Genomic DNA, 25,650 nt, shown 5'->3' on the forward strand with positions numbered 1-25,650 from the left:
TCCAGACGTACACAGGACCATTTCCAGTCATGACCGTCATAGAGTTTCAGGTATGCTTCGTCTTTCCCTTCCGCGCCTTCACGATACATGACATCACGGTAGAAGACCGGCATGGCGTGATTTTCATATACAAGCTTTGGTTTCCCGCTCTTTCCGTCGGTCTTTTCCCATAGATCCAGCCGTGTTTTATAAGAGGATACTGTCCCCAGTGCATGCTGGATGGCAGATCTGCGCAGATAGGAAGGCATCTTTGGGAACCGGATATCAAAATCAAAACAGGCATGGTTTTTCTTCGTAGTATGTACCAGATGTTCTGCAACATTAAAACGCCTCTTTGCATCCGGGATTTCTGCTAATTCTTCCCATACCTGCACATAAATCCCAATCAGATAGCTGACAGCAGAACGGTAGATCTCCAGTGTCTGGCGGATCGGGATATTCTGTTTTCGTAATTCTACACCATAACTGGATATTATCTGCATTTTTATTTTTCCCTGATAACTCTTTTCTCAGATTCTGTTGTTCTTTCTACTACCCATGGCTATATTTTAGCACATATAGTGCTAAAAATAAACATATGTTTTCCTTTGGGTAAAAAATTTCCAGGCTAAAGTAACGAGAATGCGACGCGCAATTATTCAATACATCCGATGAATGGTTCTCTGTCACCGAAAATGAAATATGGAACTGGGATTCTTACTGCATCCATTCCCATGGATTTAATTCTTGTGAAGTCTCTTTCTGTAATGTACTCAGAACGATGGATCTTGATTCTTGCTTCATAGACTTCTTTCTGATATTGCCTCCAAAAATATCTGGGTGGAACAATCCAAAGATTACATTTTCAAACATTTACATGAAAAAATCCGCATCCAGGATATTGCAGAGTATCTGCATCTGAATGCGAATTATCTTTCTGAACTATTCAGGCAATGTGAAAACGTTACTCTTACAGATTTCATTTTACAGGAAAAGGTAAAGCTTACCAGGAATCTTCTGGCTTGTTCCCCCTATTCTTATATTGAAATCGCCACTTATCTGGGATTTTCCTCTCAGAGTCATCTGGGAAAAGTGTTTAAAAAATATACAGGAATGACTCTGCGGCAGTATCGGGAAAAATACGGGCAGAACTTTAATAAATGAATGCTTTTCGCTGTTATGCCATTCCATTCACTGTTTTATACTTATACAGCATCTCTGCATGGTTCTGTTCCTCAATCTGGATATCTGCCAGCAGCTTGCGTACACCACTATCGCCAAAGGCAAATACATCATCATTGTATGTTCCTGACACCAGCTTCTCTGTACCGATACAGTCTGTTGCAAGAAACGCATCGTGCTCTTTGTCTTCCGGTGAACTCATGGCTGTATAGACTGCTTTTGGCTGATAGTCTTTGCCTGACCTGTCATTACAGTTACATTCAGGCACACTTCCGGAAAGAATCATTGACAAAGACTCATAATGCTTCTGTTCTTCCTGCTGGATATTCCGGAAAAGATTTTTAAGCTCCGGGTCCCTGGCCTGTTCTGCGTATTTTCCATACTTTTCCACACAGCTTTTCTCTTGTGTCTGAAGATCTTCGATTACTGAACGTTCCTTTTCTTTTAAAATCATAGTCTGTTGTCTCCTTTTTTAAGAAATACTGTATTTTGTTACATGAAAATAGTATGGATAAAAAATGCTTTTTTATTCTCTGTATCATGACTTATGACAATTTCAGAGAATATTTTGTGTTACTGTTCACATGCCACTGTCCCGCGAGGTGTTTTGGCATGAATATGCCAAAATCCCGAGACATACGAGCCAAAATTCCATTGCCGCAGGCAATCTGGAATGAATTTTGGCTACGTTACTGTGAACGGAGTGAACAGTAACTATTTTGTTCCAACACCACTGCATCAGAGTGAATTTCTGTTTACTTTATGATATACTTATATGCACGATAAAAGTTTTAAACTTAGGAAGATTTATAATGAAACGAATTGATTTTGAAAACGGAACTGTAACCAACAATATATTAAGTGCTGCACTTCCCATGCTGGTAGCGCAGATATTGAATCTTTTATACAACATTGTGGACCGTATCTATATCGCCAGGATCCATGATATAGGAACAACTGCACTTGGCGCTGTGGGCTTATGCTTTCCGATCATCATGATCATTACTGCTTTCAGTAATCTCTTTGGTTCCGGAGGTGCACCAATTTTCTCTATCAACCGCGGAAAAGGAGATTCCAGGACTGCTGACATGATCATGAATACTGCTTTCACCATGTTATGTGGAAGTGCTGCTGTGCTGATGCTGATCGGATTTCTTTTTGCCCGCCCCTTACTGACTCTGTTTGGTGCTTCAGATGATGCTCTGGTTTATGCGTATCCCTATCTGATGATTTACCTTCTGGGTACTCTCCCTTCCATGATAGCAACAGGAATGAATCCTTTTATCAATGCACAGGGATATGCCATTATCGGTATGCTGTCAGTAACAGTCGGTGCAGTGGCAAATATTATTCTTGATCCGATTTTTATTTTTGTTCTGGATATGGGGATTAAGGGTGCAGCGATTGCTACTGTCATCTCTCAGATTCTCTCTGCCTTGCTTGTATTTTATTTTCTTCATGGAAAATCAGAATTGAAGGTAAGATGGATTCATATAAATGAGATTTCTGAGTGCACCAGACATGCCAGGGATATCATCAGTCTGGGGTCTGCTGGATTTATCATGCAGCTGACCAACAGTCTGGTAAGTATTTGCTGCAATAATGTTCTTTCCGTGACAGGCGGTGATATTTATATCTCTGTCATGACTATTATATCCAGTGTTCGCCAGATGGTAGAGACGCCTATCCATGCGATCAATGAGGGAACCTCTCCTGTTCTCAGCTACAATTACGGAGCCAGACGTCCTGACAGGGTAAAGAAAGCAGGGGTTGTTCTGATCATTATGGTTCTGATCTATACAGGTATCATGTGGAGCGTCATTCTCATTGCCCCTGAATTTCTGATCGGGATCTTCAGTTCAGACAAACTACTATTAAAGGATGCAGTTCCTGCACTGAAACTTTACTTTGCAGCATTTATTTTTATGGATCTGCAGTATATTGGTCAGACTGTGTTTAAATCATTAAATAAAAAAAAGCAGGCGATTTTTTTCTCCCTGCTTCGTAAAGTATTTATCGTGGTTCCGCTGACTTATTTCCTGCCCTATGGATTACACATGGGTACAGATGGCGTGTTTATGGCAGAGCCGGTATCTAATGTAATCGGTGGTTCTCTGTGCTTTATTACCATGCTGGTTACAATCTTGCCTGAATTAAACAAAATGGGAAACTCCCGATAAGCAGAAAAGTCCTCAGTATTTATCTATTTTTAACTATCGCATAACTTTGCAGAAATTGTAAAAAGGATAAACAATGAGGACTTTTATTTAACTGAACATGAGAGTTCTTTACATAGCTTCATATATTTCCCAATATAATATTAATCAGGTTCTTATCGAGCATGATCGTCCGATTCCATGGGTTAAGAATAATTCCCTCAATCTCATTTACCTGTAATGCTGAATGAAAAAGCTGATCTATGTCTGTCAGAAAAGTGGATTGTACGCTTCCGCCGCCTTTCAGTTCTTCCTCAAAGCTTGTAAATGCCGCCCACCAGACTTTTCCATCTCCGGTTTTCACTGTGCCGATCCGGAGCTGGTTGTCTCCTGTGGGCGGTTCTACTGAAAGGATAAACTGGCCGTTTTCTCTCATTCGTCTACGGATTACAGTCAGTGTATGTGCCAGCATTTCCTGAGTGGCTTCCTGCTGCAGAGCAGCGATCGCCTGCTCTATTTTTTCATTTCCCTGAAGACCTTTATCCTGATTTACATTCTTATTATCGCTCATATTAATATCTCTTTTATGCCTTTCATCGTTTTATTTCCAGTACATTTTCTGAATTTTTCAGCTTTTTGATGGCTTTCTCAGGATTTCATGCGGTGCTTCTATCTCATTTGCCAGCGTATGTTCTGTCAGCTCTGATAACAGTTTCAACTTCTTATTGAGCAGAGGCCGCATACAGTTCGGAACATGTTCCTGGTGTGCTCTGTGGATTGCCACACATTCCTTGCAGTTTCCGTGATAACGACAGGCTTTCTGGCAGGAACAGTGATCCTTCTCCTTGTATTCTTCACGAAATTCTGCCGCGAATTCCTCCTGCAGACGCAAACCCTCTGCACGGTTTCCTTTATGAAACTCAGCCATTGCGTCTAATTCCTTCTGATTTCCTTCAATCTTCATATGTTGAATTTCCTTTCCCAGCCTTCATTACGGATTTTCTGCTTTACTTAAGATCTCTTTTTGCGTTCTCTGCTCTTGTTCTTAATTTTTAATCCTGTTTATATTTCACAGCAGTTCCATACGCAATAACTTCTGCTGCCCCTGACATTACCTGGGAGGAGCCATATTTCACACCGATCACAGCATCCGCATTCATCTCTTTGGCTTCATCTACCATACGCTTGGTGGCAATCTGTCTTGCCTCATTGAGCATTTCCGTATAGCCTGTGATCTCTCCGCCTACCAGAGTCTTCATCCCTGCCATGAAATCTTTTCCTACATTTTTTGTCTGTACAACTGTTCCCTTTACAATTCCCAGTGCCTCAAACTCTACACCCGGAATGTATTCAATACTTAGAAGCTTCATCCTCTTCTCCTCCTTCAATCTCTTTCATGCGTCCTGCAAGTGCTGCCAGAATTCCTCCGATGATCACAACCGGTATGGCGATCAGAAATATCAGCAGTCCGGTCGGTATGGGATCTTGTGTATTTGCCCACAGCATAAGCCCTATGGTAAATCCCATAAGCAAGATCATAACTACTGCTCCAATGATCGCTCCTGTCCTTCTTTTCTTACGGATATCTGTTTTCTTTATATCCATAAACCTTGCACCCTCTTTCTCCATCTGCTCGATTTCTTCCAGACAGTTCTCGGCATTCAAGGTATCCAGGGACTGATGCTCTGCGATCAGGCGCTCACACATTTCCTGCATTTTCACAAGGCCCTCCCTGCGGCGTTCCAGTTCTCCCAGGTGCTGTTCCAGACAAAACTGCAGGCTTTTCCTCTTTTCAAAAAGAGCTCTCATCTCTTCTATGGAAATATCCATCTTCCGGAATAATTTGATTTCCTGAAGTCTGGCAATATCTGCCGTATGATATTCCCGGTATCCGTTCTCTGCACGCTCCACATTCAGGAGACCCTGCTCTTCATAAAAACGGATATTCTTTCTGGTGATGCCTACCAGCTCTTCCACCTGTTTGATCTTCATACTGCTACCTCTTGCTTTCCTGACAGCAGATATAGCTGATCCGCTGCTCTACTGCCCTGTCTGTGCTTTCTTTATACTGCTTCCACAAGGAGGAAGGTCAAGTATTTTTTGAAAGAAATTGAAAAAAGTATAGCTTCCGGCAGGGGGAATCTTTTAAGCTCCTGTACGGTCTGAGCCTCTCATAATTGTGATCAGAGAACTGAACAGCAATAACATGGGGTAAAACAATTTCGGCATGATCTGAAATGCAGAAATCTCACCACCCAGCTCATTCACTGCTGAGATCGCAACCAGCATCTGTGCACCATATGGAATCACTCCCTGGAAAACACAGGAAAAAGTGTCCAGTATGGAAGCTGTCTTTCTCGGTGTAATCCCATACTCCTCTGCCATTTCCTTTGCGATGGGGTTTGCCATTACGATCGCCACTGTATTATTGGCAGTGGCAATATCCATAGTTCCTACCAGAAGTCCCATTCCAAGCTGTCCGCCCTTCTTTCCGCGGAAAATTTTATGGATCCAGCCAAGAAGTGCATCGAATCCACCATACTTACGTATCAGCGCACACATGGCAGCTACCAGAATCGCCACCATACAGGTCTCAAACATTCCGGATACACCGGATCCCATATTTTTCAGGATCTCTACAGGTGTGGTATGTCCTCCGATCAGCATAATAAATGCTCCGGATACGATTCCTGTCAGCAATACCACAAACACATTGATCCCAACAATTCCTCCGATCAATACCAGCACATACGGTATTACCTGTGTCAGATGATAGGGCTGGATCACACGGCCCTGGATTTCTGTCTGAAATGACAAAATCAGAATTAAAATCAATGTAGCAACGGCTGCCGGAAGAGCGATCCAGAAGTTTTCCCTGAATTTGTCTTTCATCTCACATCCCTGACCATTACATGCAGCAATCGTCGTATCTGAAATAAAAGAAAGATTGTCCCCAAACATGGCTCCTCCCATAACAGAAGCCACACAAAATGCCAGATCAAATCCTGATGCTGTGGAAACTGCTGCTGCAATCGGTGTCAGAAGGGTAATGGTTCCCACAGAGGTTCCCATAGCCACAGACACAAAACAGGCAACTATAAACAGCACAGATACTGAAAATCTGGCAGGTATCAGACTCAGCATACAATATGCAACACTCTCAGCACTGCTTCTTCCCACAACCCCAACAAAGGAACCTGCTGCAAGGAAGATTAAAAGCATAGTGATGATATTTTTGTCCCCAACTCCCTGTGCCATGATTTCCAGTTTCTTATCAAAATCCAGTGCTCTGTTCTGCAGACAGGCAACCAGGATTGCAGCCAGAAATGCTACTACGATCGGCACATTATAAAATCCCATAGGGATTTCCATCACATACTCAAACAAAATGCCCAGTCCAAGGTATAATACAAGAAATACACCAATGGGAAGCAAGGCAATTCCTTTTCCTTTTCTCATCTTTCATCCTCTTTCTACCATAATCTCTTTATGGTTATATAATCACCCTGCTATTCTATCATACCCACAGCTTTCCTGCCATAATATTTCTCACAGTTTTGGCTGATAGCGCATATCCGATACATTGTAAACTGTCACAAAGGCCTTTGGATCTTCATGATTGATGTAAGCCATCAGCTTCTGATATTCTGTTTTGTCTACGATCGTGATGATCTCATTGCGTTTCTTCATATTATAGGCACCTGTCGCTTCATAGATAGTTGCTCCGCTATGCAGATCTTCGATAATGAATTTACGCAGTTCTTCCTCTTTCTGAGTGATGACACAGACACGACGTTTAATATTATGGTCAAAGATAAAGTGATCCAGAACCATTCCATTAAAGTATGTTCCCAGAATACTCAGCACCACTGTTTTCTTATCATATACAAGCGCTGCGGAAAGAGCCACACACATACCGGAAAGAGACATTGCTTTTCCCAGTTCCATGTGGAGATATTTGTTCATAATCTTTGCCACAATATCCAGACCACCGGAGGATGCATTTCTGTTAAAAAGAATGCTCAGTCCTACACTGACTATCAGGATATAGCACAGTACATCCAGCTCCTGACTGTTGGTCATAGAGCCAAAATCCGGGAATAATTTCTCAAATAATCCGAGAAATAAAGGCAAAACGATGCTGGTGTAAACCGTTTTTACGCCAAATTCGCGTCCGCAGGTAAAGAAACCAATAATCAGAAGTACCACATTCAAAATCATGGTGATTGTCGACAACGGCAATGGTACAAAGTTTGATAACACGATACCAAGACCGGAGATACTACTTACAGAGGTATGGCTCGGCACCAGAAAGAAATAAACTGCTGCCGCAATGATCGCTACCGCACCTGTCAGGATCAGAGCTTCCTTTATGATATCTGCATAATTTAGTTGTTTTTTCATTGTTAATTTTCCTGTCTTTCTTTCCATATTCTTGTTCTATTGTAACATATGGGAAGAGAATGTCCATCAGCAATTACAAAAAGAGGCTGCCTTCCATGACAACCCCTTTGTAAATCCTTATAACCTATAGGACTGCTATAAAATTCGCTTTCATATTTTAGATCGTGTTTGAAAAACACTCTAAGATTTTATCCTAACGGCTCTGTATGTTCTTCAGATAAATAAGCCTTCTGTTCTTCCTCCGGAGCTTCCCAGATTGTTGTTGTAGTTCCATCCTTATCTACATACACTTCTTTTATCTCATCTTTTTTCAGAATCTCATGAAGATTATCATATGGATAAAAAATACAGCTTACATATTTTTCCCACAGGCTCTGTTCAAAATGGATAGTCATTACACCTGTTTCTCTGTCCAAAGATGTTTTCCAGCGATAATTTCCTTTTATATTCATTCTATATGTTACTTCATCTTTATTATCCTCAACAATAGTAATCCCGGCATCTTTGTAGTTGATATATGTGACATGTTTATTCATAAAGGTAAACACTGCCACAAAGCAAACTATGGTTGCTGCTATGGAAAGCAGGATTGTTTTTGTCTTTTTTTTCTTTAAAAATTTCCTGAAATTCTTCAGGTCATTTGCTTCATTGCTGCTTTCTTTTGTCTGCACTGAAACCTTCATATCATTTTCAAGGTCTGCCTTTGTCTCATGGTATACTCGCTGGCAGATTTCGCAGTTTTGCAGGTGTTCTTCTACAAGTTCTTTTGTGTCATCACTTACCACATCATCAATGTATAATGGCAGAATATCCTGGATCACATTGCAGTTTATTTTTTCCATGTTACTTTTCCTCCTGACTTATCTGTGCTCTTATCATCTGTCGTGCACGATGGCAGGTTACTCTTGCCCACCCTGCACTTTTCTGATAGCATTTTCCGATCTGCTCAAAGGAGAGCTCACCGTATATCCGCAGGTGAAATACTTCCCTGTAGGGTTCCGGTATCAGTTCTGCATAGCGTTTGAGATTCCGAACTGTCTCATCCTGCACGATCTGATCCAGTACGGCCGGGGATGTATCCCGCATGGAATCCTGCATTATTTCTGAAAATTCTTCACCCACATAGATTTTATTTCGTCTGCAATAGCGGAAATATGTATTCTTCGCAATTACAAATAGCCATGCGCGGATATCCTTCCTGCCGTCAAATTTCTCAATATTATTCATTGCCTTCAGGAATGTTTCCTGGGTAATTTCCTCTGCCAGACTTTCATTTTCGGAAAGTGCCCGGATATAGAGAAAGACATCATGGAAATACTTACGGTAGATTGTTTCGATTTCTGATTTCTCCATTCCTGCTCCTTGTATTTTTATTATCCTACTGCATCTTTCGGGATTTTCAATGGTCCGGTCTGGCCGATCGTGGTGCCATCCTTATCCAGAATATAACCATCTTTATCCTGATATGACCCTGCCGGCGGTGTCCACATAGATCCATCTGACGACCTGATCTGTCTTCTTCCATTGAATGTCTGAACACGGTTCTGATTTTGTTGCATCTGCATTGAATATGCACGGCTGCTCACCTGAGTATCACTGTCTGTATCAGATGCACAACCTGATAAACCAACCATAACTGTCAGAATGAATATTCCTAAATATCGTTTCATGATAATCCTCCTGTCTGCTGTATCATTATTTTATCTGATGTCTTTCTATATAATTAAGTCACAGACAGAAGAAACGTTACAGGAAAATTTATATTTTGATATTTTAACCGAAGCAAGTAAGTTTCTTCTTACACTACCTGTTTGACTTTATAATGCAATATTCCTTTGGTCAGAGACACTGCCAACACACCCACAGCTATTACAGCTACAACGTACCAGATACTGTATATATCATTCAGATTCACCTGCATAATGAGAAACATCGGCATCGAGTCCACCAAAATCCATACAAATCCACCAAAAAAAATCCGTACAAGCAATGGAATTGCCCAACATATTGCAGTTGCAACTACAGCTCCAAACATACTGTCCTGATATGCTGAAGTGCACAATGTAATGGCATTTAATGATAAAAATGCCAACATCCCCAATATCAAAAGCACTGACAAATAACTGAAAAATGGAACTTTATCCACTGTCTTCCACATACTTCCCGAAATGACTACTCCTGTCAGATTGTATCCTCCCTTTAAGTCATACACGATTTTGCATAATCCCCATGCACTTCCTGTAATTCCTGCATATAACAGAACTGTTATCGTAAAAGAAGCCAGAACTTTGGCTGAAGTATCCTTCCTTTTCCCCTCCACTGTTGTAAAGATTAATGGTAACATCTTTGTCTGACTTTCCTCTGCAAAAATACCTGAAATCACACAGATGATCATAATACTTCCCAAAATCAGTCCAAACTGTAGCAGTTCTCCGAAAACTTTCCAGCCTGTGGTATATTCCAGTGTTGGTTTGAGCTTCCACATTGACAATATCTCATTTTTCATCTGTTTCTTATCGTTTTTTTCTGATTTGCTGTCTATATTTTCATTGTATTCTTTATAGGCTTTCCATAAATCAGTGTCCTTAAGCCTATATCGCTCTGTAGGTTTTACTCCATTCTCCCAGCTTCCATTTGTAAAAAATCTTGTTACAAAATCATTCAGATAATTACCGTTCTTCCAGCCAGGCATATTTTCATTTAATTCCGAAGGAAGTCCATATTTATCTACAATCTGATTGATTTTTTCATCTGTGACAGTACCCGCATACTCTTCTGTAATTTTTTTATTCATCTGTACTGCTTCATATCCTGAATAGCTCCAACCATCTATTACACATCTCTCATCTCCCACTTCCGCAAACCAGAAATACACAAACATCAGTCCCAAGATTGCTAATATTCCTATCCAGAAAATCTTCCTGTGAAAAATTTTATAAAGTTCCATCTTATACAACTGCATTCTCATCTCTTCTGCTCCTTATTCTGTTAATATCCTGTGTTTGATAAAGATATGCATCCTCCAGTGTTTCCTCTGCAAGTTCAGCAGCGGGAAATGGGCATTTTTCTGAAATAATCCTCAGTTCTGCCTGATTTTCCTCACTGCCGTTTCTCAGGTTACTTACCATATACTGGTTACAAAGTTTTTGTGCCACATCAGTCGAAACATTACATTTCCAGACATATCCCTTTACACTTGCAGTAATCCCCTGTTCTGTTCCACTACAGATCAGTTCGCCATCCTTCATAATTAAAATCTGATCAGCAATGTATTCAATATCGGATACAATATGTGTCGAAAGTAATACTGTTTTTTCTTTTCCCAATGAACTGATAATATTTCTAAATTTTACCCTTTCTTTCGGATCCAATCCTGCAGTCGGTTCATCCAGAACCAGAATTTCCGGATTATTGAGCAACGCCTGGGCTATTCCTACTCTCCGAAGCATTCCCCCTGAAAAAGTTCTAAGCTTTTTCTTTTTATCCTTCTGAAGTTCTACCAGTTCCAGCAGTTCCTGAATCTTCTGCTCGGAACACTCCGCTGACATAGCTTTCAATGCAGCTATGTATCTCAAGAATCTTTCTGCTGTAAAATTGTCATAATAACCCAGTTCCTGTGGCAGATATCCCAAAAGCCTGCGATATTCTGCTCCCATCTGAGCAATTTCCATTCCGTCATAATAAATATTTCCTGTGGTTGGCTGCAAAACTCCACAGATCAGACGCATCAGAGTTGTTTTTCCCGCCCCGTTTTCTCCAAGCAGACCATAAACTCCATGTTTAAATGTATAACTTACCTGTTTCACCGCTGTTTTGTCTTTATATTTTTTCTGAACCTCGTATAACTTTAATTCATGCATATTATGCCTCCTCAAACACCATTTCTCCTGCCGAGAACAATCTTTTCACCTGCACAAATGTTAATCCTCCTGCCACTGCACACACACCTGCCCATATACTGATTGAAGCAGAAAATAATGCGCCGGAAATGTTTGATACCACTATACAGACACCTGAACAGATAAGAATTCCTGCTGCCATTGCCACCGATGCTTTTTCTCCTGTCTTAAAAAGTAAAATCCCGAAATCTAATGAACCTGATACGAGATATGCTGTCAAAATATATATCACTGTCTGCAGATTTGATACTTCCCATGTATTTCCTGAATATAATGCCAATAACATAATAACTATAAAATTAACGCTTCCGATAACCATCAGCCCTGCTGCCGCACACATTCTGGTATCAAAATAACAGGTTGCTCCCAACTCTGCCATTTTTCCAAAATATAACTTGTTAATCCCCCAGACAGAAAGCGTGCTCAGACAACCAGAAATTATCATACTTACCATGATCGCATCATTTTTCCCTGTTCCTGCATACTGCAAAAATACCATCAGCGCAAAACCTGCAAAAACTACCATAATATACACAATTACATATGTTTTATCTATAAGCCTGAATTGCTGCCACAAAATATCCCTCAATGAAATCTCTGTTCTTTTTCTCTGCTTTTTATTTTCATTTTTGTCGATCTCATTTTGAAGATATTCATACATTTTTAATATCCGCTTCTGTTCCGGACAAACCTGTATTTCCGCTTTTTGAAAAAGCCGTCTGATATCTTTATCCTGCATTCTCATTGATCTCCTTCCTTTATCATATTTTTCATCTGCTGAATTCCAATACGATATCTCGACTTTGCAGTAGAGAGACTACAATTATCATCTTTGCAATATCTTTAAATTTCAATTCCTCATATGCACGCAAAATGATTACCTCCCTTACCTCCTGGGAAAGTCTGTTCAGTAGTCCTTTCAGATAAAGATAATCTTCCATTTCTTTCATTTTATCTGTTCCGCAAATATCCGGATATTGATGGATATTTTGCGTATTTGCACTTATTTTCAGGCTTCCGTTTTCATTCTCAGCTTCATAACTGCGGAGATTTTTTCCTGCCTCTTTTTTTCTCTGCTGATAATCAAAGCAGCAGTTTCTGGCAATAGTAAGAAGATATCCTTTCAGATTGTTTCTTTGATAAGATGTCCCATATTTCATAAACTTCAGGAAAGTTTCCTGCGTAATATCATAGGAATCTTCTTCGTTCTGTATCATGTAAAGACAGAAACGGAAAATGTCCGCATAATATTGTTTTATAATATCAGATAATGCCTCTTTATCTCCGTCCCGTACTTTCTTCAGCAGCTTTCTGTCACTCATTATATATTCTCCTGTTGTAAAACGTCTTACATATTATATAACCATAAATGATGTAAAAAAGTTCACAAAACTTATTACGTTTATAAAATTTCTCATGGAAAAACTGCATTGAAAGAGTTCTTCTGCTTTATATTGCATAATTACATGTTTCTGATAAATTACCCGATATGGGTATAGAAGTTATAGATGTGCATAATCGAATACAAAAAGATTCCGAGCATACATTAGAAAAACAGGGAGATAAATTTCTTATCTCCCCAAAACTGACGATTCGTATTTTAAGCTACGATCCACTTTTCCTCACTCATGTAACTCATATGATGTTCCAAGCACCTGATCCAAAACAGCAAGTACGGGTTTATTATTTAATGGTTACTGAGCAATGACCTGCGTTTCGGTACCCCCCCGCCGCCGGATTTTATGCTTCTTATTGTCTTTTCCAGCGTCTTCATATCAACCGGTTTTGAAATATGGGCATTCATACCAGCTGTCAGAGAATGCTGAATATCCTCTGAGAATGCATTGGCAGTCATGGCAATAATCGGAATTGTCTTTGCCAGCTCATGGGAGCTTCTGCGGATTGCCTTCGTTGCCTCATAGCCGTTCATGACAGGCATCTGCACATCCATCAGGATCATATCATAGTCACCCGGGACAGACTGTTCAAATGTCTCCAGGACCCTTTTACCATTTTCACAGATCGTACACTCCGCGCCCTCAATCTTTAACAGTTCTGTCAGAATCTCCGCATTCAGCTCATTGTCCTCTGCACATAGGAATCTCATTCCTTTCAGGATATTGCCATCCTGCTCTTCTGTTTCTGTCTGCGAAGCCGGAGAAACAGATCTTTCTTCTGCGATTTTCAGATCCATAAAAACTTCAAAACAGCTGCCCTGTCCCGGTTCACTTTCTACATCAATGGTTCCGCCCATCAAGTCAACCAGATTTTTGGTGATTGCCATTCCAAGACCGGTTCCCTGTATCTTATTTGTCAGGGAATTTTCTGCACGGGTAAAGGCATCAAAAATCCTGTCCTTGAAATCTGCCGACATTCCCATACCATTATCGCAGACTAAAAAACGATACTTTGCATAAACAGATGAATTTGATTCACATTCCTCTGCCAGAAGCTGAATTTCTCCGCCTTCCTGTGTATATTTTATTGCATTAGACAGCAGATTGCTGAAAATCTGCATCAGATGAACCTGATCCCCATTCACCCACTCATGCCGGATGTTTTCTTTTGTAATTGTAAGAGTCTGCTTCTTTTCATATATCTGAGAACGAAATATAGTATCAAGCTCCTGTATAAAATCCGAAATAGAAAAATCAGAATACTTGAAAACAGTTTTTCCTGCTTCAATCTTACTCATATCCAGAACTTCATTAATGATCCCTAACAGATGCTGTGAGGAAGTATCAATTTTATCCGCATACTCTATTACCTTGCCTTTATCACCGGCATCATGTCTGATCAGGGACGTAATACCAATGATTGCATTCATAGGAGTACGTATATCGTGAGACATATTGGCAAGAAAACTGCTCTTGGATCTGTTCGCTTCCTGTGCCACCTGAAAAGCATCCTCTGCCGCCTGTTTAGCCTGACGCAGTTTTGTATTCACTGTTTCCAGCTTGGCATTATTTTCCCGTTCCAAACGGATTGCTTCCTGCTGATTTCTGTACATAACAAAGAAAATCCCCATCATAACACAGGCAGCTACGATAACCGTAAAGATAACGATAAATACCATAATAAAATTGACAAGTTTTAATGTATTCGTAGCAACATACTCCGCCGGAACCAGAAAGATAAGTGTCCATTCGGCATTTTCCATTCTTTTTAATCCGTAAAAATATTCTGTTCCGTCCAGAACTGCATTAGAATAACTGCAGCCTTTTTCTTCCAGTTCCGCCTTTGTTTTCTCAAAGGAAGAATTGTGAAGATACTTCATATTCTGTAAAACAGAAAATACATTATGGCCCTTGATCAGTTCCACCTGATTGCTGTTGAACAGTTTAGATCCATTATCATCCAGTACATACACACTGTTGTTTCCGTTATAAGCTTCGCAGTTAAAATATGGATTCAACTGTTCCATGTCCTGGGCAATTCCAAAATAGAGAATTGAAGTTTTCTTTTCTCCGTTTTGAAGATGTATGGGCTCCGGCAGACGATTCAGAAATACCATCTCTGACTGATTATCCGTCATGGAATCAAAAACAAAACTGATCTTTTCAGGACTTTCTTCAAAATAGTCCAGATCCCGGAAAAGTCCTCTTTTTCCGGATTCTGTATAATATCCACCTTCTGAATCCACTGCCATCAACGTGATCTTATGATCTGCATATGCTGATAATTCATATTTCTTTTTCATATGTCTGCAGAGTTCATCTGTAGTCTGTACGTTTGCATCTCTCAGATAATTACATTCTTCCGTTACCCGGTCCCAGTTTGAATCAATCACATCCTCCAGATTTTGAAACATCTGACGGGTAATCTCTTCCATCTGGTTTAATCGTTCTTCATAGATAATATCCTGGATATAACTATGATACAGGAAAAAGAATGCAAGAAACATCGCTATACCAGTCATACAACAACCCAATATTAAGTTCCGGTAATTCTTTGCCTTATGCATCCTTCCCCTCCGCTTATTTCCATTCAGCGTCTGCTTCACTTAAAGTCTTAAATTGCCCAAAAAACTCTTTTGCCGCATCCATACCTACAATACCACTATCTGTCACTTCCGTTTCCGATGCCAGTTTTTCACTGATTCCGGAAATTGCAACCTGATAAGTCTTTCCATCCTCCAGTTCCATATCTTCAGGATTTACCAACATATATGGATAATTCTTGCCTGTACCAACTGCATCATAACCTTCTTCATACAATGCCTGAATCTGTTTTCCTGTCAGCCTGATTGTTTTAATCGTCTGTGACCAGCCAGTCGGAAGAATGATACATACATCATAGTCTGTAATATTCTTTGCATACAGTTTTCCGCTCACACCATCATTGTTCTGGTTCGTACCATTTCCACTGATCCATGTTCCAAGGGATATAAGAGCAACGTCACTTCCGGTTGCCTCGGCAAAGCATCTGCCCACCAGCTTTGCACAGCTTTCCTGTGAAATTTCCTCTGTAGCTGTTGTGATCACTTCCGGCTGATTATTTACCACGCTGTCCTGATCTTCATCCAGCTGATCTGCCACATCCTTTATTGATGCCTTATCCTGCATGAATTCCTGCATTTTTGTTCCGGTATTTACAATCGTATTTTCCCATCCGGAATAAATAAACGGTGTCGTATTCCCTGCATTGATAAAATCCGAAATATCTGCATAGAAGGTGTCATCTGCCTTTGCATCTTTGAAAGGAAGCAGTCCTGCTTTTAATGTACTGTCCGGATACAGGGCACTGGTTCCTTCTACCGTAGACAGCACCTTCATGACTTTTAATGCATCTTCAAGTTTCTCAGGATCATTCTCCAGCTTTTTATTCAATCCATAAAAACGGTTTACATTTAAAATAAATATATTCTTGCTTCCATCTTCAGACAGGTATGGCATCAGACCAAATTTGTCCGTTGTATCTTCTGATTCCATAATGCCATTCTGTGGTCCCAATAGAAACAGTGAATTTCCCTTTATAAAAGCTTCTCTTGTTTTACTATCATCTACCGGATCACTGTTGCTGCAGTCAAGCATACCGAGATTTTTCCATTTCTGGATATATTCCATGCTGTCCATCATGCCTTCCGTGTCACTGACATTTGCCTTTCCTGACAGGTAATCTTTCTGCCACTGCTTTCCAGACATAGTACCAAGGAATCCCGCATCCGCAATATTACATATATACTGGAAGGCTGAACCAGGATACTGAATCTGTGCCATACATAACGTAACTCCTGCTTCTTTTGCCTTGTCTGCAAGTTCTTCAAGCTCTGTAAAAGATGTTGGCAGCTTCCAGCCATGCTTCTCAAGCAGTGTTTTATTATAGGTGATTCCATAACAGTTGTACAAAGATGGAAGCATATAAAGTGCACCCTCATCGGATACATCTTTCAGACGTGATTCCACATAATTATCTGTAAAATCGTATCCTGAGAGATCAATCATCTTATCACTGACATCCACCACATCTGGCTTATAAAAAGTCTGTGTGCAGATGTCCGGAAGATCATCTGCCTCTAACATGTTCTGCAGACAGGTTGTTGTATTTGCTCCGCTGTACGGGACTACTTCAAGCTCAATCTCTGGATATGTTTTATGCACTTCTTCTATAAAATTGTCCACTTCCAGATAAGGAGCCATAAAAGTAATTGCTTCGTGCTTCTTTGGTGTTTCATCTGTTTTCCCACACCCTATAAGTCCTGTTGCCGCTATACATGCCAAAATAAGACATGCACTTTGTACTTTTTTGATTTTCATATTTTTCTCTCTTCTCCGATAAAATCATTATGGTTCCGTTTATGAAATAACATCCCTGCTGCAGGATTCTTCGCCTGCGAAGGGTCGCTTCAGCGACATAATTCCCCTCCGTCGCAGTGCGATCCTGCCCGGAGGGCTTTTTTATGTTATAGGAACATTACGGAGTAATTTCCTATAACATAAAAAAATACCGTCTCACAGACAGCGCACATCATTTCATGCAACTGGCTGCCATTTTACAGGCCCTGTAGCTTTGCGTCACAGACTTTCATCTGCTTTGCCGATCGTCGTTCTATTACAGATTGTAAATTTATGCAAAATATTGATTTCATTATACTCCTACATTCCACTGTACACAAGAAAAACCTCGCCGCTTTAACGCTAAAAAAAGAACAGCCGATTATATATTCGAACTGTTCTCCTACTTCCGAATTCCACGCAACATTGACATTACTGTTTTCTGCTCATTTGTACTTATAGCAATCCTCTTAAATGCATTATTTACGAGGATTGCTATAGATTGATTATTCCATATTCTTAAAACAACAGCTCCATCTGATCCCCCACTTCAATTCTCGCAGTGACAAGTTCATCCGGTTCTTTCCCTCTTTTGTGTTCAGCTTTCAGATACTGCGTACCGCCCTCCAAATGACCGGCTGCAATGTATTCAGCCGATGGTCTGCAGTATAGTCTTCAGAAGATCTCCCTGAAGATAATAGGTTGTCTCAAAATGAAGATATGATAACGATACCTTATCCCACAACAGTAAAATCTTTGGCAGGAATTCTTCATCCCCATCCCAGAACTGAAGCAACACAGAAAAACCCGGAAGAACAGGCATTTCAAATGTCAGATCCGCCCCTGCCAAACGCTCCGTCTGCTTTCCCCCCAGACAGGTGCAGGCCTGCTTTACCTCTTCCACTTTTCCTGAAAATGCTTTTGCATACTTTTCCACAAAGGGGGCTGTTGACGGACTGCTTCCGGCAGTTACAAACCTGCTCACAGGCTGCCACTGCCCGGTCAAAGGCGGCAGTACTTCCTGTCCGGAGCAACAGAGAAAATCATAAATTGTCATAACAATTGTATATTCTCTGCAATCCGTCCATTCATCATCCGCAACATATTCAATGGCACCATTTCCGCGATCGATCCGATATTCTGTTCCGATATATTTCAAATACAGATATTCTTCATCATGTTTCAATCCATATTTCTCTATCAGCTTATCCTGATCATACTTTAGAAACAACTTTCTTCCCGTATATACCTGTTTTTCATAATTATCCATAATATACTTTATTCCATTTCTTATTTAACCGAATCCGCCCGGCACACTACTCTCTTTTCATAGATATATTCTAGCAAACTGTCTGTCAGAAATCAATTATGTTTTATCGTCTCGGGATTTGGGATAGTTGTATGTGAACAGTAGATAAACAATTTATTGACAAATAACCGACCAGATGTAATAATACCACTCAGAGATAGTATTTGGACTCAAAACTATACTCTGGCTGAAATCACTGGAATCTTATATAAAAACAGCCAGCCGGAACCCGAAAGCGGAAACGGAAGGATGTATGTAATTTTAAAAGATAGGAGCCGGTATTTATGATACAGGAAATCAGATTTCCCCTAATCTATGGAATAACAAGCCATATTTTATGTATCAGAAACAGGACTCAATATACAGGGAATCAATCAGAAGCGTTTCAGGGTCAAAGTGTATCCTGATGCGCTTTTTTTGCAGATCATAAAGGTATATTTCCTTTTTATGGAGCTGCATGACTCTGATTTTTCCCGCAGGAAAGGACTATATAAGATGACAATAGAAATGTTAAAAGGAAAAATCCACAGAGCAACTGTTGTCCAGGCCGAACTGGATTATGTGGGAAGCATTACTGTGGATGAAGAACTGCTGGAAGCTGCCGGAATACTGGAATATGAGAAAGTTCAGATTGTAGATGTGAACAACGGCAGTCGATTCGAGACATACACAATCTGCGGAAAACGCGGAAGCGGTATGATCTGTCTGAATGGAGCAGCAGCAAGATGTGTAAGCACAGGTGACAAGATTATCATCATGGCTTACGCAGGGTATGAGCCTGAAGAGGCACGTACTCATAAGCCTGCAGTTGTATTTGTAGATGAAGAGAATAAGATCAGCAGAGTGACCAATTATGAGAAACATGGTCTGCTGAAAGACATGGCCTGAAAACATTGATATCAGGTTAGAGACTATCATAAGATGAAAGTGAATTCAGAAAAGAGGCTATCTCAAAATCTATGATACCGGTCCATTGACCGAGAAAGAGGAGATAACAATGCAGGTAACAAAAACAGTAGAAGAAACAAAAAAACAGATCAAAGCATGGAAAAAAGAAGGTAAAACTATAGGTCTTGTTCCAACAATGGGATTTCTTCATGAGGGACATGCAAGTCTGATCAAAAAATGCAGAGAGCAGAACGACATTGTAGTTGTGTCTGACTTTGTCAATCCAACACAGTTTGGTCCGACAGAGGATCTTGAGGCATATCCAAGAGATTTCGAGCGAGACAGTAAACTCTGTGAGAGTCTTGGCGCAGACCTGATCTTCTGCCCTGAACCTTCTGAAATGTATCATGATCCCCATGCATTTGTAAGTATCGATACATTATCTGAAACACTTTGTGGAAAAACACGTCCTATCCATTTCAAGGGTGTGTGCACAGTTGTAACCAAACTGTTTCATATTGTAGCCCCGGACAGAGCATATTTCGGACAGAAGGATGCTCAGCAGCTTGCCATCATCCGCAAGATGGTCCAGGATCTGAATTTTGATATAGAGATCGTAGGCTGCCCAATCATCCGTGAGGAGGACGGACTGGCAAAATCCTCCAGAAATACATATTTAAGCGATGAAGAGAGAAAGGCTGCTCTCTGTCTGTCCAGATCCGTAAAACTCGGACAGGAAATCATCCACGCAGGCATTTCCGCAGAAGAACTTCTCGGCAAAATGCGTGCAGTGATCGAAAAAGAGCCTCTGGCAAAAATCGACTACGTTTCCATGGTAGATGCACTTACCATGCAGCCTGTGGAAAAAGCAGATCATAATGTTCTCGTAGCAATGGCTGTCTATATTGGCAAAACAAGACTGATCGATAACTTCAGCTACGAGGTATAATATATGGAAAATATTTTAAAGAAAATCGAAAAAATCAGCAGTTTTGCATCCAGATATATTGGAATCATCATCATTGCCTTTTCATGCCTTGCCTTTTTCTGGAGGGATGGATTTGCATGGATGACAAATTATACGTCTGTTTTTCTGGGTGTGATCATGTTTGGCATGGGACTGACCATACGTCTGGAAGACTTCCGTGCAATTTTTTCCAGACCAAAGGAAGTGATCATTGGCGCAGTTGCACAGTATACGATTATGCCAGTCGTGGCCTGGGTATTGTGCAAAGTCATGAATCTTCCTGCAGATCTGGCTCTGGGTGTGATCCTTGTGGGATGCTGTCCTGGTGGAACAGCCAGCAATGTGATCACCTATATTGCAGGCGGTGATGTTGCACTTTCAGTAGGAATGACAATTGTTTCCACTCTGGCTGCTCCTGTTATGACTCCATTTCTTGTGTACATTCTGGCAGGTGCCTGGGTGGAAGTATCCTTCTGGGCAATGGTACTGTCTGTTGTAAAAGTAATTCTGATTCCTGTACTTCTTGGAATCCTTCTTCGTACACTTGCAGGAGAGCATGTAGATAAAGTTTCAGATGTCATGCCATTGATCTCTGTTGTTGCCATTGTTATGATCATTGGCGGAATCGTGGCCGTTAATGCAGAGAAAATCTTAAACTGCGGAGTTCTGGTCCTTGGTGTTGTTGCAATCCACAATTTCTGTGGTATGATGCTTGGACTCCTTGCAGCCAAAATTTTCCATGTAGAATATACACGGACAACAGCTATAGCTATTGAAGTCGGCATGCAAAACAGCGGACTGGCAGTTTCTCTGGCAGCAGCTAACTTTGCAGCCAATCCACTGGCAACACTTCCAGGTGCTATTTTCAGTGTATGGCATAATATTGCCGGCTCTATCTTTGCAGGGATCCGCCGTTCCGGCGCAGAGAACCAGACACGCACAGGTGAAAATGGTGTGTCTGCAGCATAAATAACAAAAGAACATAGAAAACAGAAAAACCCCGGAAACCTTACGGTTCCGGGGTATCTTACGTTTGTGAGGTTCTTAAAATCTCATTATTTTCTATGATTTTCGTGTCTATATTGTCCTGTATTGCGGATTTTCCAAGCTATATTTCTATTCTCTTCATTTTTTAGTATCAAAATGGTATCACAGCCGATTTTTCATGAGCTGTCAACTTTCCGGTTGCAGATTCCCACCTTGACTGTTATAATCGAAACATGGGTGCTATCATAACGGTAGGCGGTTAGTCCTTCAGCAGAGGTTGCTGAGTGCCAGCGGCACTCGTTTTGCAACGACCGAAGTGAAACGGAGACCTGTGACCCTCTGATTACATAGAAACTCGAAAGAGAATCCACTGGAAAGGAGGGCTAAGCCATATGCAGAAATGTCAAAAAATTTTTATTCTACTTTTTGAAGTTTTGACATATCCAATCCATGCCGGATCATCATCAGAATATCCCATTTTTAATTCTATGTACATTAAATTGTTAATCATTCTTATTCTCTCCTGATTCCAAATTTTGCAACATCTCAACAAACTGGAAGCTGTAAACCTGATTGTTTCTAAATTAACTGTGGCATACCATTGATAAACATATGCCATGCCTGTCATTTTTCGCACTAAGTTTCCATCCGTGCATTTCAACGATTTCTTTTGAGAGGGCAAGCCCTATTCCGCTGTTTCCGTTTTGTCCCGTATGAAAACGTTCAAACATATGGGAAAAATCCTCTGTGCTAAGTTCTCCTCCATCGTTCCAGATGGAAAGGACTTGATTTTTCCACGATATTTCGATTTGACTACACGCATATTTTACGGAATTAGTTATCAGGTTAGCAACAGCGTGTTCCAGCTTCTCCGGGTCTCCGTTGACATATCCTTCGTCCAGTTCTAACGATACTGAAAGGTTTCGCCTGTTCACAATTCCTTCAAGCGGCATCAAAATATCTTGAACCAGTGATGCCATTTCTATTGGTTCACACTTTAATGGTTCCGTACCGCTTTCCATTTTTGATAAATACAGGATATCCTCAATAAGTTTACTCATACGCTCCGTCTGAGACACTATCATTCTGCCCGCTTGAGAATAATCGGTAATGACTCCCATTTCAATCTCCTCCGCATATCCGCAAATTGCCATAAGCGGGGTTTTTAATTCGTGAGATGTATTTTCAAAAAAGGTCTTCTGAGCTTTGTCATTTTGTTCAAGTTTTTTCCCGAGAAAATATCCAATGGCAGCACCGAGAGCGGCAATGACAAAAGCATCCAGCAAAACACCAAAACTGATTTCTTTTACGAGTTCTGGTTCGCCGGTAACATCCACATAAGCAAGTAATCTCTCATTGCTGTCTTCGTAATACTCTGTTCTGGCTTTCATATAATAAGTTGCTTCGTTAATTTTTGCCCTTTGCATTTCATCAGACGGGTGTGTTTCATACCAGTCAATAAGTTTCTTCTCTTTGGGTGTCAGAATCTGATATATGTCATCCCTGTTTTCTGAATCTGCCCCCATATATACAAGTGAGGCATAATATAAAGAGCCCGTATCATTTTCAGATTCGTAATTCAAATATTCGTCTGAATTCAAAGTAAAAACGTTTTTAATTGCATTCTCAGCTCTCAGCTCTATTTTTTTATTAAAAACTATGTTCAGAATCAGCAGGCTCAAAAGCATGGCTGCCATAACGGCGGAACCTGTAAGTGTGGCAATTTTATAACGTGTCTTATTCATTACAATCCTCCAGTTTATAGCCATAGCCCCAGACAGCACTAATGCGAACTTTGCTGCCTGCGGTCTTCATTTTCTGCCTGACTCTTCTTACTGTCTCATCGACAACTCTGGTTTCTATCTCCGTAGAATCTATTCCCCATACTTTGTCGAGAATTTCATTCCGGGGGATTGCCGTTCCACCATGTTCCATAAGACATCCCAGAAGCGAAAATTCTGTCATAGTCAGACCAATATCATGCTCTTTCACAATGGCATTATGCTTCTCCCATGAAAAACACACATCACCAAAGGAAATATCTGCCTTTACCGGTATATTCATTTCAACTCTTCGGAACAACGCATTTACCCGGACAACAAGAAGTGACGGCGAAAATGGCTTAATCAGATAGTCATCCCCTCCATACATAAATCCCTTCATATGGTCAGACTCTGAATCCTTTGCCGTCAAAATAATAATAGGAACTGATGATATTGTCCTTAACTTTTTACATATGGAAAGACCGTCTGAACCCGGCATCATAATATCAAGAATAACAAGATCACAGGGCTTCTCCTGAAAAACAGAAAAGAGTGTATCACCATTCTTGTATGCTGTTACCTCATATCCGGCATTGGATAAAAATTCTGTGAGTATTTCTCGTATATCCTGTTCATCATCTGCCAAATAGATTTTTTTTGCCATATCTTTAATCCCACATGAGGGGAGTCCCTCAGAAATTCCGTGAGATTCCCCATATTATATCTTTCAAAATCAGTATGTCTGTATTTTAGTTCCACCTGCTTTCGCTTCAAGAGCGATTGCCTGTGCCTCCAAAGCATCAATCTCATCTGAATACTTCGCATAGCGAGAAGCAAATTCCTCGTCAGAGAGGTTATCAGAGCCGTTATAAATATTGTCATAGATTGCATCAATTTTATTGTAAATACTGTTAAGCTGATTGACTTCATCTTCGCTCAAATTTCCATAGTATCCCTCATACCAACCCGCTTTCTTTTCAAGCGTTTCAATCTGTGCGTTCAGTGATGTAATCTCGTCATCATACTTTGCATAGCGGGCTTCGATCTCATCGTCTGAAAGATCATCGTCCGTCCACACTTCCGCATCAATTTCTTCGATTCTTTCATATGCTTTCTGAAGCTGTTCTGCTTCCTCTGCGGTGAGTTTGCCTGTATCGTACAGAGCATTATACCCATCCTCGGAATATTCATATTCCTCGTTGTCGATCCACCCGGCTTTTTTATCAAGCTCCTCAAGGCGATCCATGAGGGTATCGGTTTCATCCTGATACTGATCGTATCTGGCATAGATATCTTCATCAGAAAGACCATCTGCATCTTTCATTACCTCTTTGTCGATAGCGTCAAGTCGGTCATAAATGGAGTTAAACTCTTCAATCTCCTTCTGAGTGAGAGAACCATAATCTACATTTGTTTGTGTTACCTCTGATGTAGTCACTGTCTCCTCCTGTGTCTCCTTCTGGGCAGCCATGGCAGGAATACCTGCGGATGTAGTCATTGCTGCTGCAAGTGCTATTACCATTCCTCTTTTGAATAATCTGTTCATCATTTTAGTACATCCTGATTTTTTATTTACCGGTTGTTCGGTATGGCTAAAGTATAGCTCAGGCAAATGTAAAAATATCCTTAGAACAGTCATGAAAATGTCAAGAAAGTGTAACAGCACAAGATTTCCTATAAACCATATTTACTCTCGCCTCTTAAGGGTACAATCTTTTTTCAAATACCCCAAATTTTTCTAAATCTGCAATTCCGATTTACCTTCACCTTATTATACCATAGTGCTTTCTAAAGTGCTATTCTAATATATACAAAAGTGTAAAAGAGCGATCTCGTTACTGTTCACTCCGTTCACAGTAACGTAGCCAAAATTCATTCCAGATTGCCTGCGGCAATGGAATTTTGGCTTGTATGTCTCGGGATTTTGGCATATTCATGCCAAAACACCTCGCGGGACAGTGGCATGTGAACAGTAACGCGATCTCTTCTCTCACACTCACACATATACCATGTTTTTCAATATAATCTCTTCTGCACTAACTTTTATATTATTCATTAACCCAACCCACTTCATCTGATCCTGTACCTTTAATTCTTCAGTTACACCCTTTTTTTCTGCCATCTGTTTCATAAGCATTTCCACCTGTTCTCTGGCTTCCTGATCTGTCTGGTTCAGATGTTCATTCAGTTTTCCAGTCAATAACAGATACTGATACCTTGCTGATCTGTATTCTTTTAAGAACTGCTTTCGTAACATTCCATATTTTCCATATGTCGGTTCTGCTTCGTTCAAAACCAGATCCGGCAAATAGTAATCTCCATGCAACGTATAACTCATTCCG

General features: G+C 40.5%; 27 protein-coding genes, 2 pseudogenes and 1 riboswitch. Of the genes and pseudogenes, 6 read left to right on the plus strand and 23 right to left on the minus strand.

The window, feature by feature from the left end:
• Positions 1–482 (minus strand): annotated as a pseudogene (locus tag G4417_RS08625) (IS200/IS605 family accessory protein TnpB-related protein); the annotation flags it as partial.
• Positions 483–637: 155 nt separating this feature from the next.
• Positions 638–814, minus strand: a pseudogene (locus tag G4417_RS17510) (beta-glucosidase); the annotation flags it as partial.
• 5 nt (positions 815–819) lie between these two features.
• Between G4417_RS17510 and G4417_RS08630 the strand changes: the two are divergent.
• Complete coding sequence (locus G4417_RS08630; RefSeq protein WP_173717677.1) at positions 820–1,143, plus strand: helix-turn-helix domain-containing protein; 324 nt, start codon at positions 820–822, stop codon at positions 1,141–1,143.
• A 13-nt stretch (positions 1,144–1,156) separates the two neighbouring features.
• Here the strand turns inward: G4417_RS08630 and G4417_RS08635 are convergent, their stop codons facing one another.
• Complete coding sequence (locus G4417_RS08635; RefSeq protein ID WP_055058331.1) at positions 1,157–1,615, minus strand: ferritin-like domain-containing protein; 459 nt, start codon at positions 1,613–1,615, stop codon at positions 1,157–1,159.
• A gap of 358 nt (positions 1,616–1,973) precedes the next feature.
• Here G4417_RS08635 and G4417_RS08640 point away from each other — a divergent pair, with 358 nt between their 5' ends.
• On the plus strand, positions 1,974–3,341 hold the full coding sequence (locus tag G4417_RS08640; RefSeq protein ID WP_008705109.1) for an MATE family efflux transporter: 1,368 nt from the start codon (positions 1,974–1,976) through the stop codon (positions 3,339–3,341).
• A 118-nt stretch (positions 3,342–3,459) separates the two neighbouring features.
• On the opposite strand, the gene G4417_RS08645 is transcribed toward G4417_RS08640, so the two are convergent.
• The 13 genes from G4417_RS08645 to G4417_RS08705 form a co-directional block, all read right to left on the minus strand.
• Complete coding sequence (locus G4417_RS08645) at positions 3,460–3,888, minus strand: SseB family protein (RefSeq protein ID WP_019163046.1); 429 nt, start codon at positions 3,886–3,888, stop codon at positions 3,460–3,462.
• A 57-nt stretch (positions 3,889–3,945) separates the two neighbouring features.
• Positions 3,946–4,281 (minus strand): hypothetical protein, encoded by a 336-nt coding sequence (locus tag G4417_RS08650; protein ID WP_019163047.1) that lies wholly within the window; start codon positions 4,279–4,281, stop codon positions 3,946–3,948.
• A gap of 88 nt (positions 4,282–4,369) precedes the next feature.
• Positions 4,370–4,687 (minus strand): YbjQ family protein, encoded by a 318-nt coding sequence (locus G4417_RS08655; protein WP_019163048.1) that lies wholly within the window; start codon positions 4,685–4,687, stop codon positions 4,370–4,372.
• Positions 4,668–5,309: a MerR family transcriptional regulator gene (locus G4417_RS08660; protein WP_055060018.1), complete on the minus strand. Its 642-nt coding sequence runs from the start codon at positions 5,307–5,309 to the stop codon at positions 4,668–4,670. Before G4417_RS08660 ends, G4417_RS08655 begins: the two co-directional genes overlap by 20 nt.
• 153 nt (positions 5,310–5,462) lie before the next feature.
• Positions 5,463–6,776, minus strand: a complete 1,314-nt coding sequence (locus G4417_RS08665; RefSeq protein ID WP_173683996.1) for a Na+/H+ antiporter NhaC family protein — start codon at positions 6,774–6,776, stop codon at positions 5,463–5,465.
• 90 nt (positions 6,777–6,866) lie between these two features.
• On the minus strand, positions 6,867–7,721 hold the full coding sequence (locus tag G4417_RS08670) for a YitT family protein (protein ID WP_173683997.1): 855 nt from the start codon (positions 7,719–7,721) through the stop codon (positions 6,867–6,869).
• A 188-nt stretch (positions 7,722–7,909) separates the two neighbouring features.
• Positions 7,910–8,563, minus strand: coding sequence for a zf-HC2 domain-containing protein (locus tag G4417_RS08675; RefSeq protein ID WP_173683998.1), 654 nt, complete (start codon positions 8,561–8,563; stop codon positions 7,910–7,912).
• A 1-nt stretch (position 8,564) separates the two neighbouring features.
• Positions 8,565–9,074 (minus strand): RNA polymerase sigma factor, encoded by a 510-nt coding sequence (locus G4417_RS08680; RefSeq protein WP_173683999.1) that lies wholly within the window; start codon positions 9,072–9,074, stop codon positions 8,565–8,567.
• A gap of 20 nt (positions 9,075–9,094) precedes the next feature.
• A complete protein-coding gene (locus tag G4417_RS08685) occupies positions 9,095–9,391 on the minus strand; it encodes a hypothetical protein (protein ID WP_173684000.1) in 297 nt (98 codons plus the stop codon).
• 128 nt (positions 9,392–9,519) lie between these two features.
• The gene (locus G4417_RS08690; protein WP_173717678.1) at positions 9,520–10,668 is read right to left on the minus strand and encodes an ABC transporter permease; all 1,149 of its coding nucleotides are present in this window, start codon (positions 10,666–10,668) and stop codon (positions 9,520–9,522) included.
• A 1-nt stretch (position 10,669) separates the two neighbouring features.
• Positions 10,670–11,581 (minus strand): ABC transporter ATP-binding protein, encoded by a 912-nt coding sequence (locus tag G4417_RS08695; protein WP_026649936.1) that lies wholly within the window; start codon positions 11,579–11,581, stop codon positions 10,670–10,672.
• Position 11,582: 1 nt separating this feature from the next.
• Positions 11,583–12,359 (minus strand): hypothetical protein, encoded by a 777-nt coding sequence (locus G4417_RS08700; protein WP_173684002.1) that lies wholly within the window; start codon positions 12,357–12,359, stop codon positions 11,583–11,585.
• Positions 12,360–12,390: 31 nt separating this feature from the next.
• Positions 12,391–12,942 (minus strand): RNA polymerase sigma factor, encoded by a 552-nt coding sequence (locus G4417_RS08705; RefSeq protein WP_243872098.1) that lies wholly within the window; start codon positions 12,940–12,942, stop codon positions 12,391–12,393.
• 167 nt (positions 12,943–13,109) lie between these two features.
• Here G4417_RS08705 and G4417_RS08710 point away from each other — a divergent pair, with 167 nt between their 5' ends.
• Complete coding sequence (locus G4417_RS08710; protein WP_173717679.1) at positions 13,110–13,328, plus strand: hypothetical protein; 219 nt, start codon at positions 13,110–13,112, stop codon at positions 13,326–13,328.
• Here G4417_RS08710 and G4417_RS08715 read toward each other — a convergent pair.
• The 3 genes from G4417_RS08715 to G4417_RS08725 form a co-directional block, all read right to left on the minus strand.
• Positions 13,308–15,539: an ATP-binding protein gene (locus tag G4417_RS08715; RefSeq protein ID WP_243872099.1), complete on the minus strand. Its 2,232-nt coding sequence runs from the start codon at positions 15,537–15,539 to the stop codon at positions 13,308–13,310. The two genes, G4417_RS08710 and G4417_RS08715, sit on opposite strands and share 21 nt — an antisense overlap.
• A 58-nt stretch (positions 15,540–15,597) precedes the next feature.
• On the minus strand, positions 15,598–17,376 hold the full coding sequence (locus tag G4417_RS08720) for an ABC transporter substrate-binding protein (RefSeq protein WP_119245903.1): 1,779 nt from the start codon (positions 17,374–17,376) through the stop codon (positions 15,598–15,600).
• A gap of 216 nt (positions 17,377–17,592) precedes the next feature.
• Positions 17,593–17,668, minus strand: a riboswitch (cyclic di-GMP riboswitch).
• A gap of 375 nt (positions 17,669–18,043) precedes the next feature.
• Entirely contained in the window at positions 18,044–18,664 is a 621-nt protein-coding gene (locus tag G4417_RS08725; RefSeq protein WP_173684004.1) for a DUF3786 domain-containing protein, read from the minus strand.
• 534 nt (positions 18,665–19,198) lie between these two features.
• On the opposite strand from G4417_RS08725, the gene panD reads away from it, so the two are divergent.
• The 3 genes from panD to G4417_RS08740 all read left to right on the plus strand — a co-directional run bounded on the left by panD (position 19,199) and on the right by G4417_RS08740 (position 21,527).
• Positions 19,199–19,591, plus strand: coding sequence for an aspartate 1-decarboxylase (gene panD, locus G4417_RS08730; RefSeq protein WP_173684005.1), 393 nt, complete (start codon positions 19,199–19,201; stop codon positions 19,589–19,591).
• Positions 19,592–19,700: 109 nt separating this feature from the next.
• A complete protein-coding gene (panC, locus tag G4417_RS08735) occupies positions 19,701–20,540 on the plus strand; it encodes a pantoate--beta-alanine ligase (protein WP_173684006.1) in 840 nt (279 codons plus the stop codon).
• Positions 20,541–20,543: 3 nt separating this feature from the next.
• Entirely contained in the window at positions 20,544–21,527 is a 984-nt protein-coding gene (locus tag G4417_RS08740; protein WP_173684007.1) for a bile acid:sodium symporter family protein, read from the plus strand.
• 602 nt (positions 21,528–22,129) lie between these two features.
• Here the strand turns inward: G4417_RS08740 and G4417_RS08750 are convergent.
• From G4417_RS08750 to G4417_RS08765, 4 genes are all read right to left on the minus strand, one after another.
• On the minus strand, positions 22,130–23,242 hold the full coding sequence (locus G4417_RS08750; protein WP_173684008.1) for a sensor histidine kinase: 1,113 nt from the start codon (positions 23,240–23,242) through the stop codon (positions 22,130–22,132).
• Between the two features lie 40 nt (positions 23,243–23,282).
• Positions 23,283–23,972, minus strand: a complete 690-nt coding sequence (locus G4417_RS08755; protein ID WP_055152719.1) for a response regulator transcription factor — start codon at positions 23,970–23,972, stop codon at positions 23,283–23,285.
• Between the two features lie 69 nt (positions 23,973–24,041).
• Positions 24,042–24,857 carry a hypothetical protein gene (locus G4417_RS08760; RefSeq protein WP_055152721.1) on the minus strand — a complete coding sequence of 272 codons (816 nt, stop codon included), beginning with the start codon at positions 24,855–24,857 and terminating at the stop codon, positions 24,042–24,044.
• 447 nt (positions 24,858–25,304) lie between these two features.
• Complete coding sequence (locus tag G4417_RS08765; RefSeq protein WP_173684217.1) at positions 25,305–25,646, minus strand: TnpV protein; 342 nt, start codon at positions 25,644–25,646, stop codon at positions 25,305–25,307.
• Between the last annotated feature and the right edge of the window lie 4 nt (positions 25,647–25,650).

The organism is Blautia wexlerae, from assembly GCF_013300825.1.
Lineage (GTDB): Bacteria > Bacillota > Clostridia > Lachnospirales > Lachnospiraceae > Blautia_A > Blautia_A wexlerae_B.

What these genes read in the sequence shown, in the direction of transcription:
- G4417_RS08635 (WP_055058331.1), bottom strand. Translation starts at nt 1,615, where the DNA reads ATGATTTTAAAAGAAAAGGAACGTTCAGTAATCGAAGATCTTCAGACA.
- G4417_RS08640 (WP_008705109.1), top strand. Translation starts at nt 1,974, where the DNA reads ATGAAACGAATTGATTTTGAAAACGGAACTGTAACCAACAATATATTA.
- G4417_RS08645 (WP_019163046.1), bottom strand. Translation starts at nt 3,888, where the DNA reads ATGAGCGATAATAAGAATGTAAATCAGGATAAAGGTCTTCAGGGAAAT.
- G4417_RS08650 (WP_019163047.1), bottom strand. Translation starts at nt 4,281, where the DNA reads ATGAAGATTGAAGGAAATCAGAAGGAATTAGACGCAATGGCTGAGTTT.
- G4417_RS08655 (WP_019163048.1), bottom strand. Translation starts at nt 4,687, where the DNA reads ATGAAGCTTCTAAGTATTGAATACATTCCGGGTGTAGAGTTTGAGGCA.
- G4417_RS08660 (WP_055060018.1), bottom strand. Translation starts at nt 5,309, where the DNA reads ATGAAGATCAAACAGGTGGAAGAGCTGGTAGGCATCACCAGAAAGAAT.
- G4417_RS08665 (WP_173683996.1), bottom strand. Translation starts at nt 6,776, where the DNA reads ATGAGAAAAGGAAAAGGAATTGCCTTGCTTCCCATTGGTGTATTTCTT.
- G4417_RS08670 (WP_173683997.1), bottom strand. Translation starts at nt 7,721, where the DNA reads ATGAAAAAACAACTAAATTATGCAGATATCATAAAGGAAGCTCTGATC.
- G4417_RS08675 (WP_173683998.1), bottom strand. Translation starts at nt 8,563, where the DNA reads ATGGAAAAAATAAACTGCAATGTGATCCAGGATATTCTGCCATTATAC.
- G4417_RS08680 (WP_173683999.1), bottom strand. Translation starts at nt 9,074, where the DNA reads ATGGAGAAATCAGAAATCGAAACAATCTACCGTAAGTATTTCCATGAT.
- G4417_RS08685 (WP_173684000.1), bottom strand. Translation starts at nt 9,391, where the DNA reads ATGAAACGATATTTAGGAATATTCATTCTGACAGTTATGGTTGGTTTA.
- G4417_RS08690 (WP_173717678.1), bottom strand. Translation starts at nt 10,668, where the DNA reads ATGGAACTTTATAAAATTTTTCACAGGAAGATTTTCTGGATAGGAATA.
- G4417_RS08695 (WP_026649936.1), bottom strand. Translation starts at nt 11,581, where the DNA reads ATGCATGAATTAAAGTTATACGAGGTTCAGAAAAAATATAAAGACAAA.
- G4417_RS08700 (WP_173684002.1), bottom strand. Translation starts at nt 12,359, where the DNA reads ATGCAGGATAAAGATATCAGACGGCTTTTTCAAAAAGCGGAAATACAG.
- G4417_RS08705 (WP_243872098.1), bottom strand. Translation starts at nt 12,942, where the DNA reads ATGAGTGACAGAAAGCTGCTGAAGAAAGTACGGGACGGAGATAAAGAG.
- G4417_RS08710 (WP_173717679.1), top strand. Translation starts at nt 13,110, where the DNA reads ATGGGTATAGAAGTTATAGATGTGCATAATCGAATACAAAAAGATTCC.
- G4417_RS08715 (WP_243872099.1), bottom strand. Translation starts at nt 15,539, where the DNA reads ATGACTGGTATAGCGATGTTTCTTGCATTCTTTTTCCTGTATCATAGT.
- G4417_RS08720 (WP_119245903.1), bottom strand. Translation starts at nt 17,376, where the DNA reads ATGAAAATCAAAAAAGTACAAAGTGCATGTCTTATTTTGGCATGTATA.
- G4417_RS08725 (WP_173684004.1), bottom strand. Translation starts at nt 18,664, where the DNA reads ATGGATAATTATGAAAAACAGGTATATACGGGAAGAAAGTTGTTTCTA.
- panD (WP_173684005.1), top strand. Translation starts at nt 19,199, where the DNA reads ATGACAATAGAAATGTTAAAAGGAAAAATCCACAGAGCAACTGTTGTC.
- panC (WP_173684006.1), top strand. Translation starts at nt 19,701, where the DNA reads ATGCAGGTAACAAAAACAGTAGAAGAAACAAAAAAACAGATCAAAGCA.
- G4417_RS08740 (WP_173684007.1), top strand. Translation starts at nt 20,544, where the DNA reads ATGGAAAATATTTTAAAGAAAATCGAAAAAATCAGCAGTTTTGCATCC.
- G4417_RS08750 (WP_173684008.1), bottom strand. Translation starts at nt 23,242, where the DNA reads ATGGCAGCCATGCTTTTGAGCCTGCTGATTCTGAACATAGTTTTTAAT.
- G4417_RS08755 (WP_055152719.1), bottom strand. Translation starts at nt 23,972, where the DNA reads ATGGCAAAAAAAATCTATTTGGCAGATGATGAACAGGATATACGAGAA.
- G4417_RS08760 (WP_055152721.1), bottom strand. Translation starts at nt 24,857, where the DNA reads ATGATGAACAGATTATTCAAAAGAGGAATGGTAATAGCACTTGCAGCA.
- G4417_RS08765 (WP_173684217.1), bottom strand. Translation starts at nt 25,646, where the DNA reads ATGAGTTATACGTTGCATGGAGATTACTATTTGCCGGATCTGGTTTTG.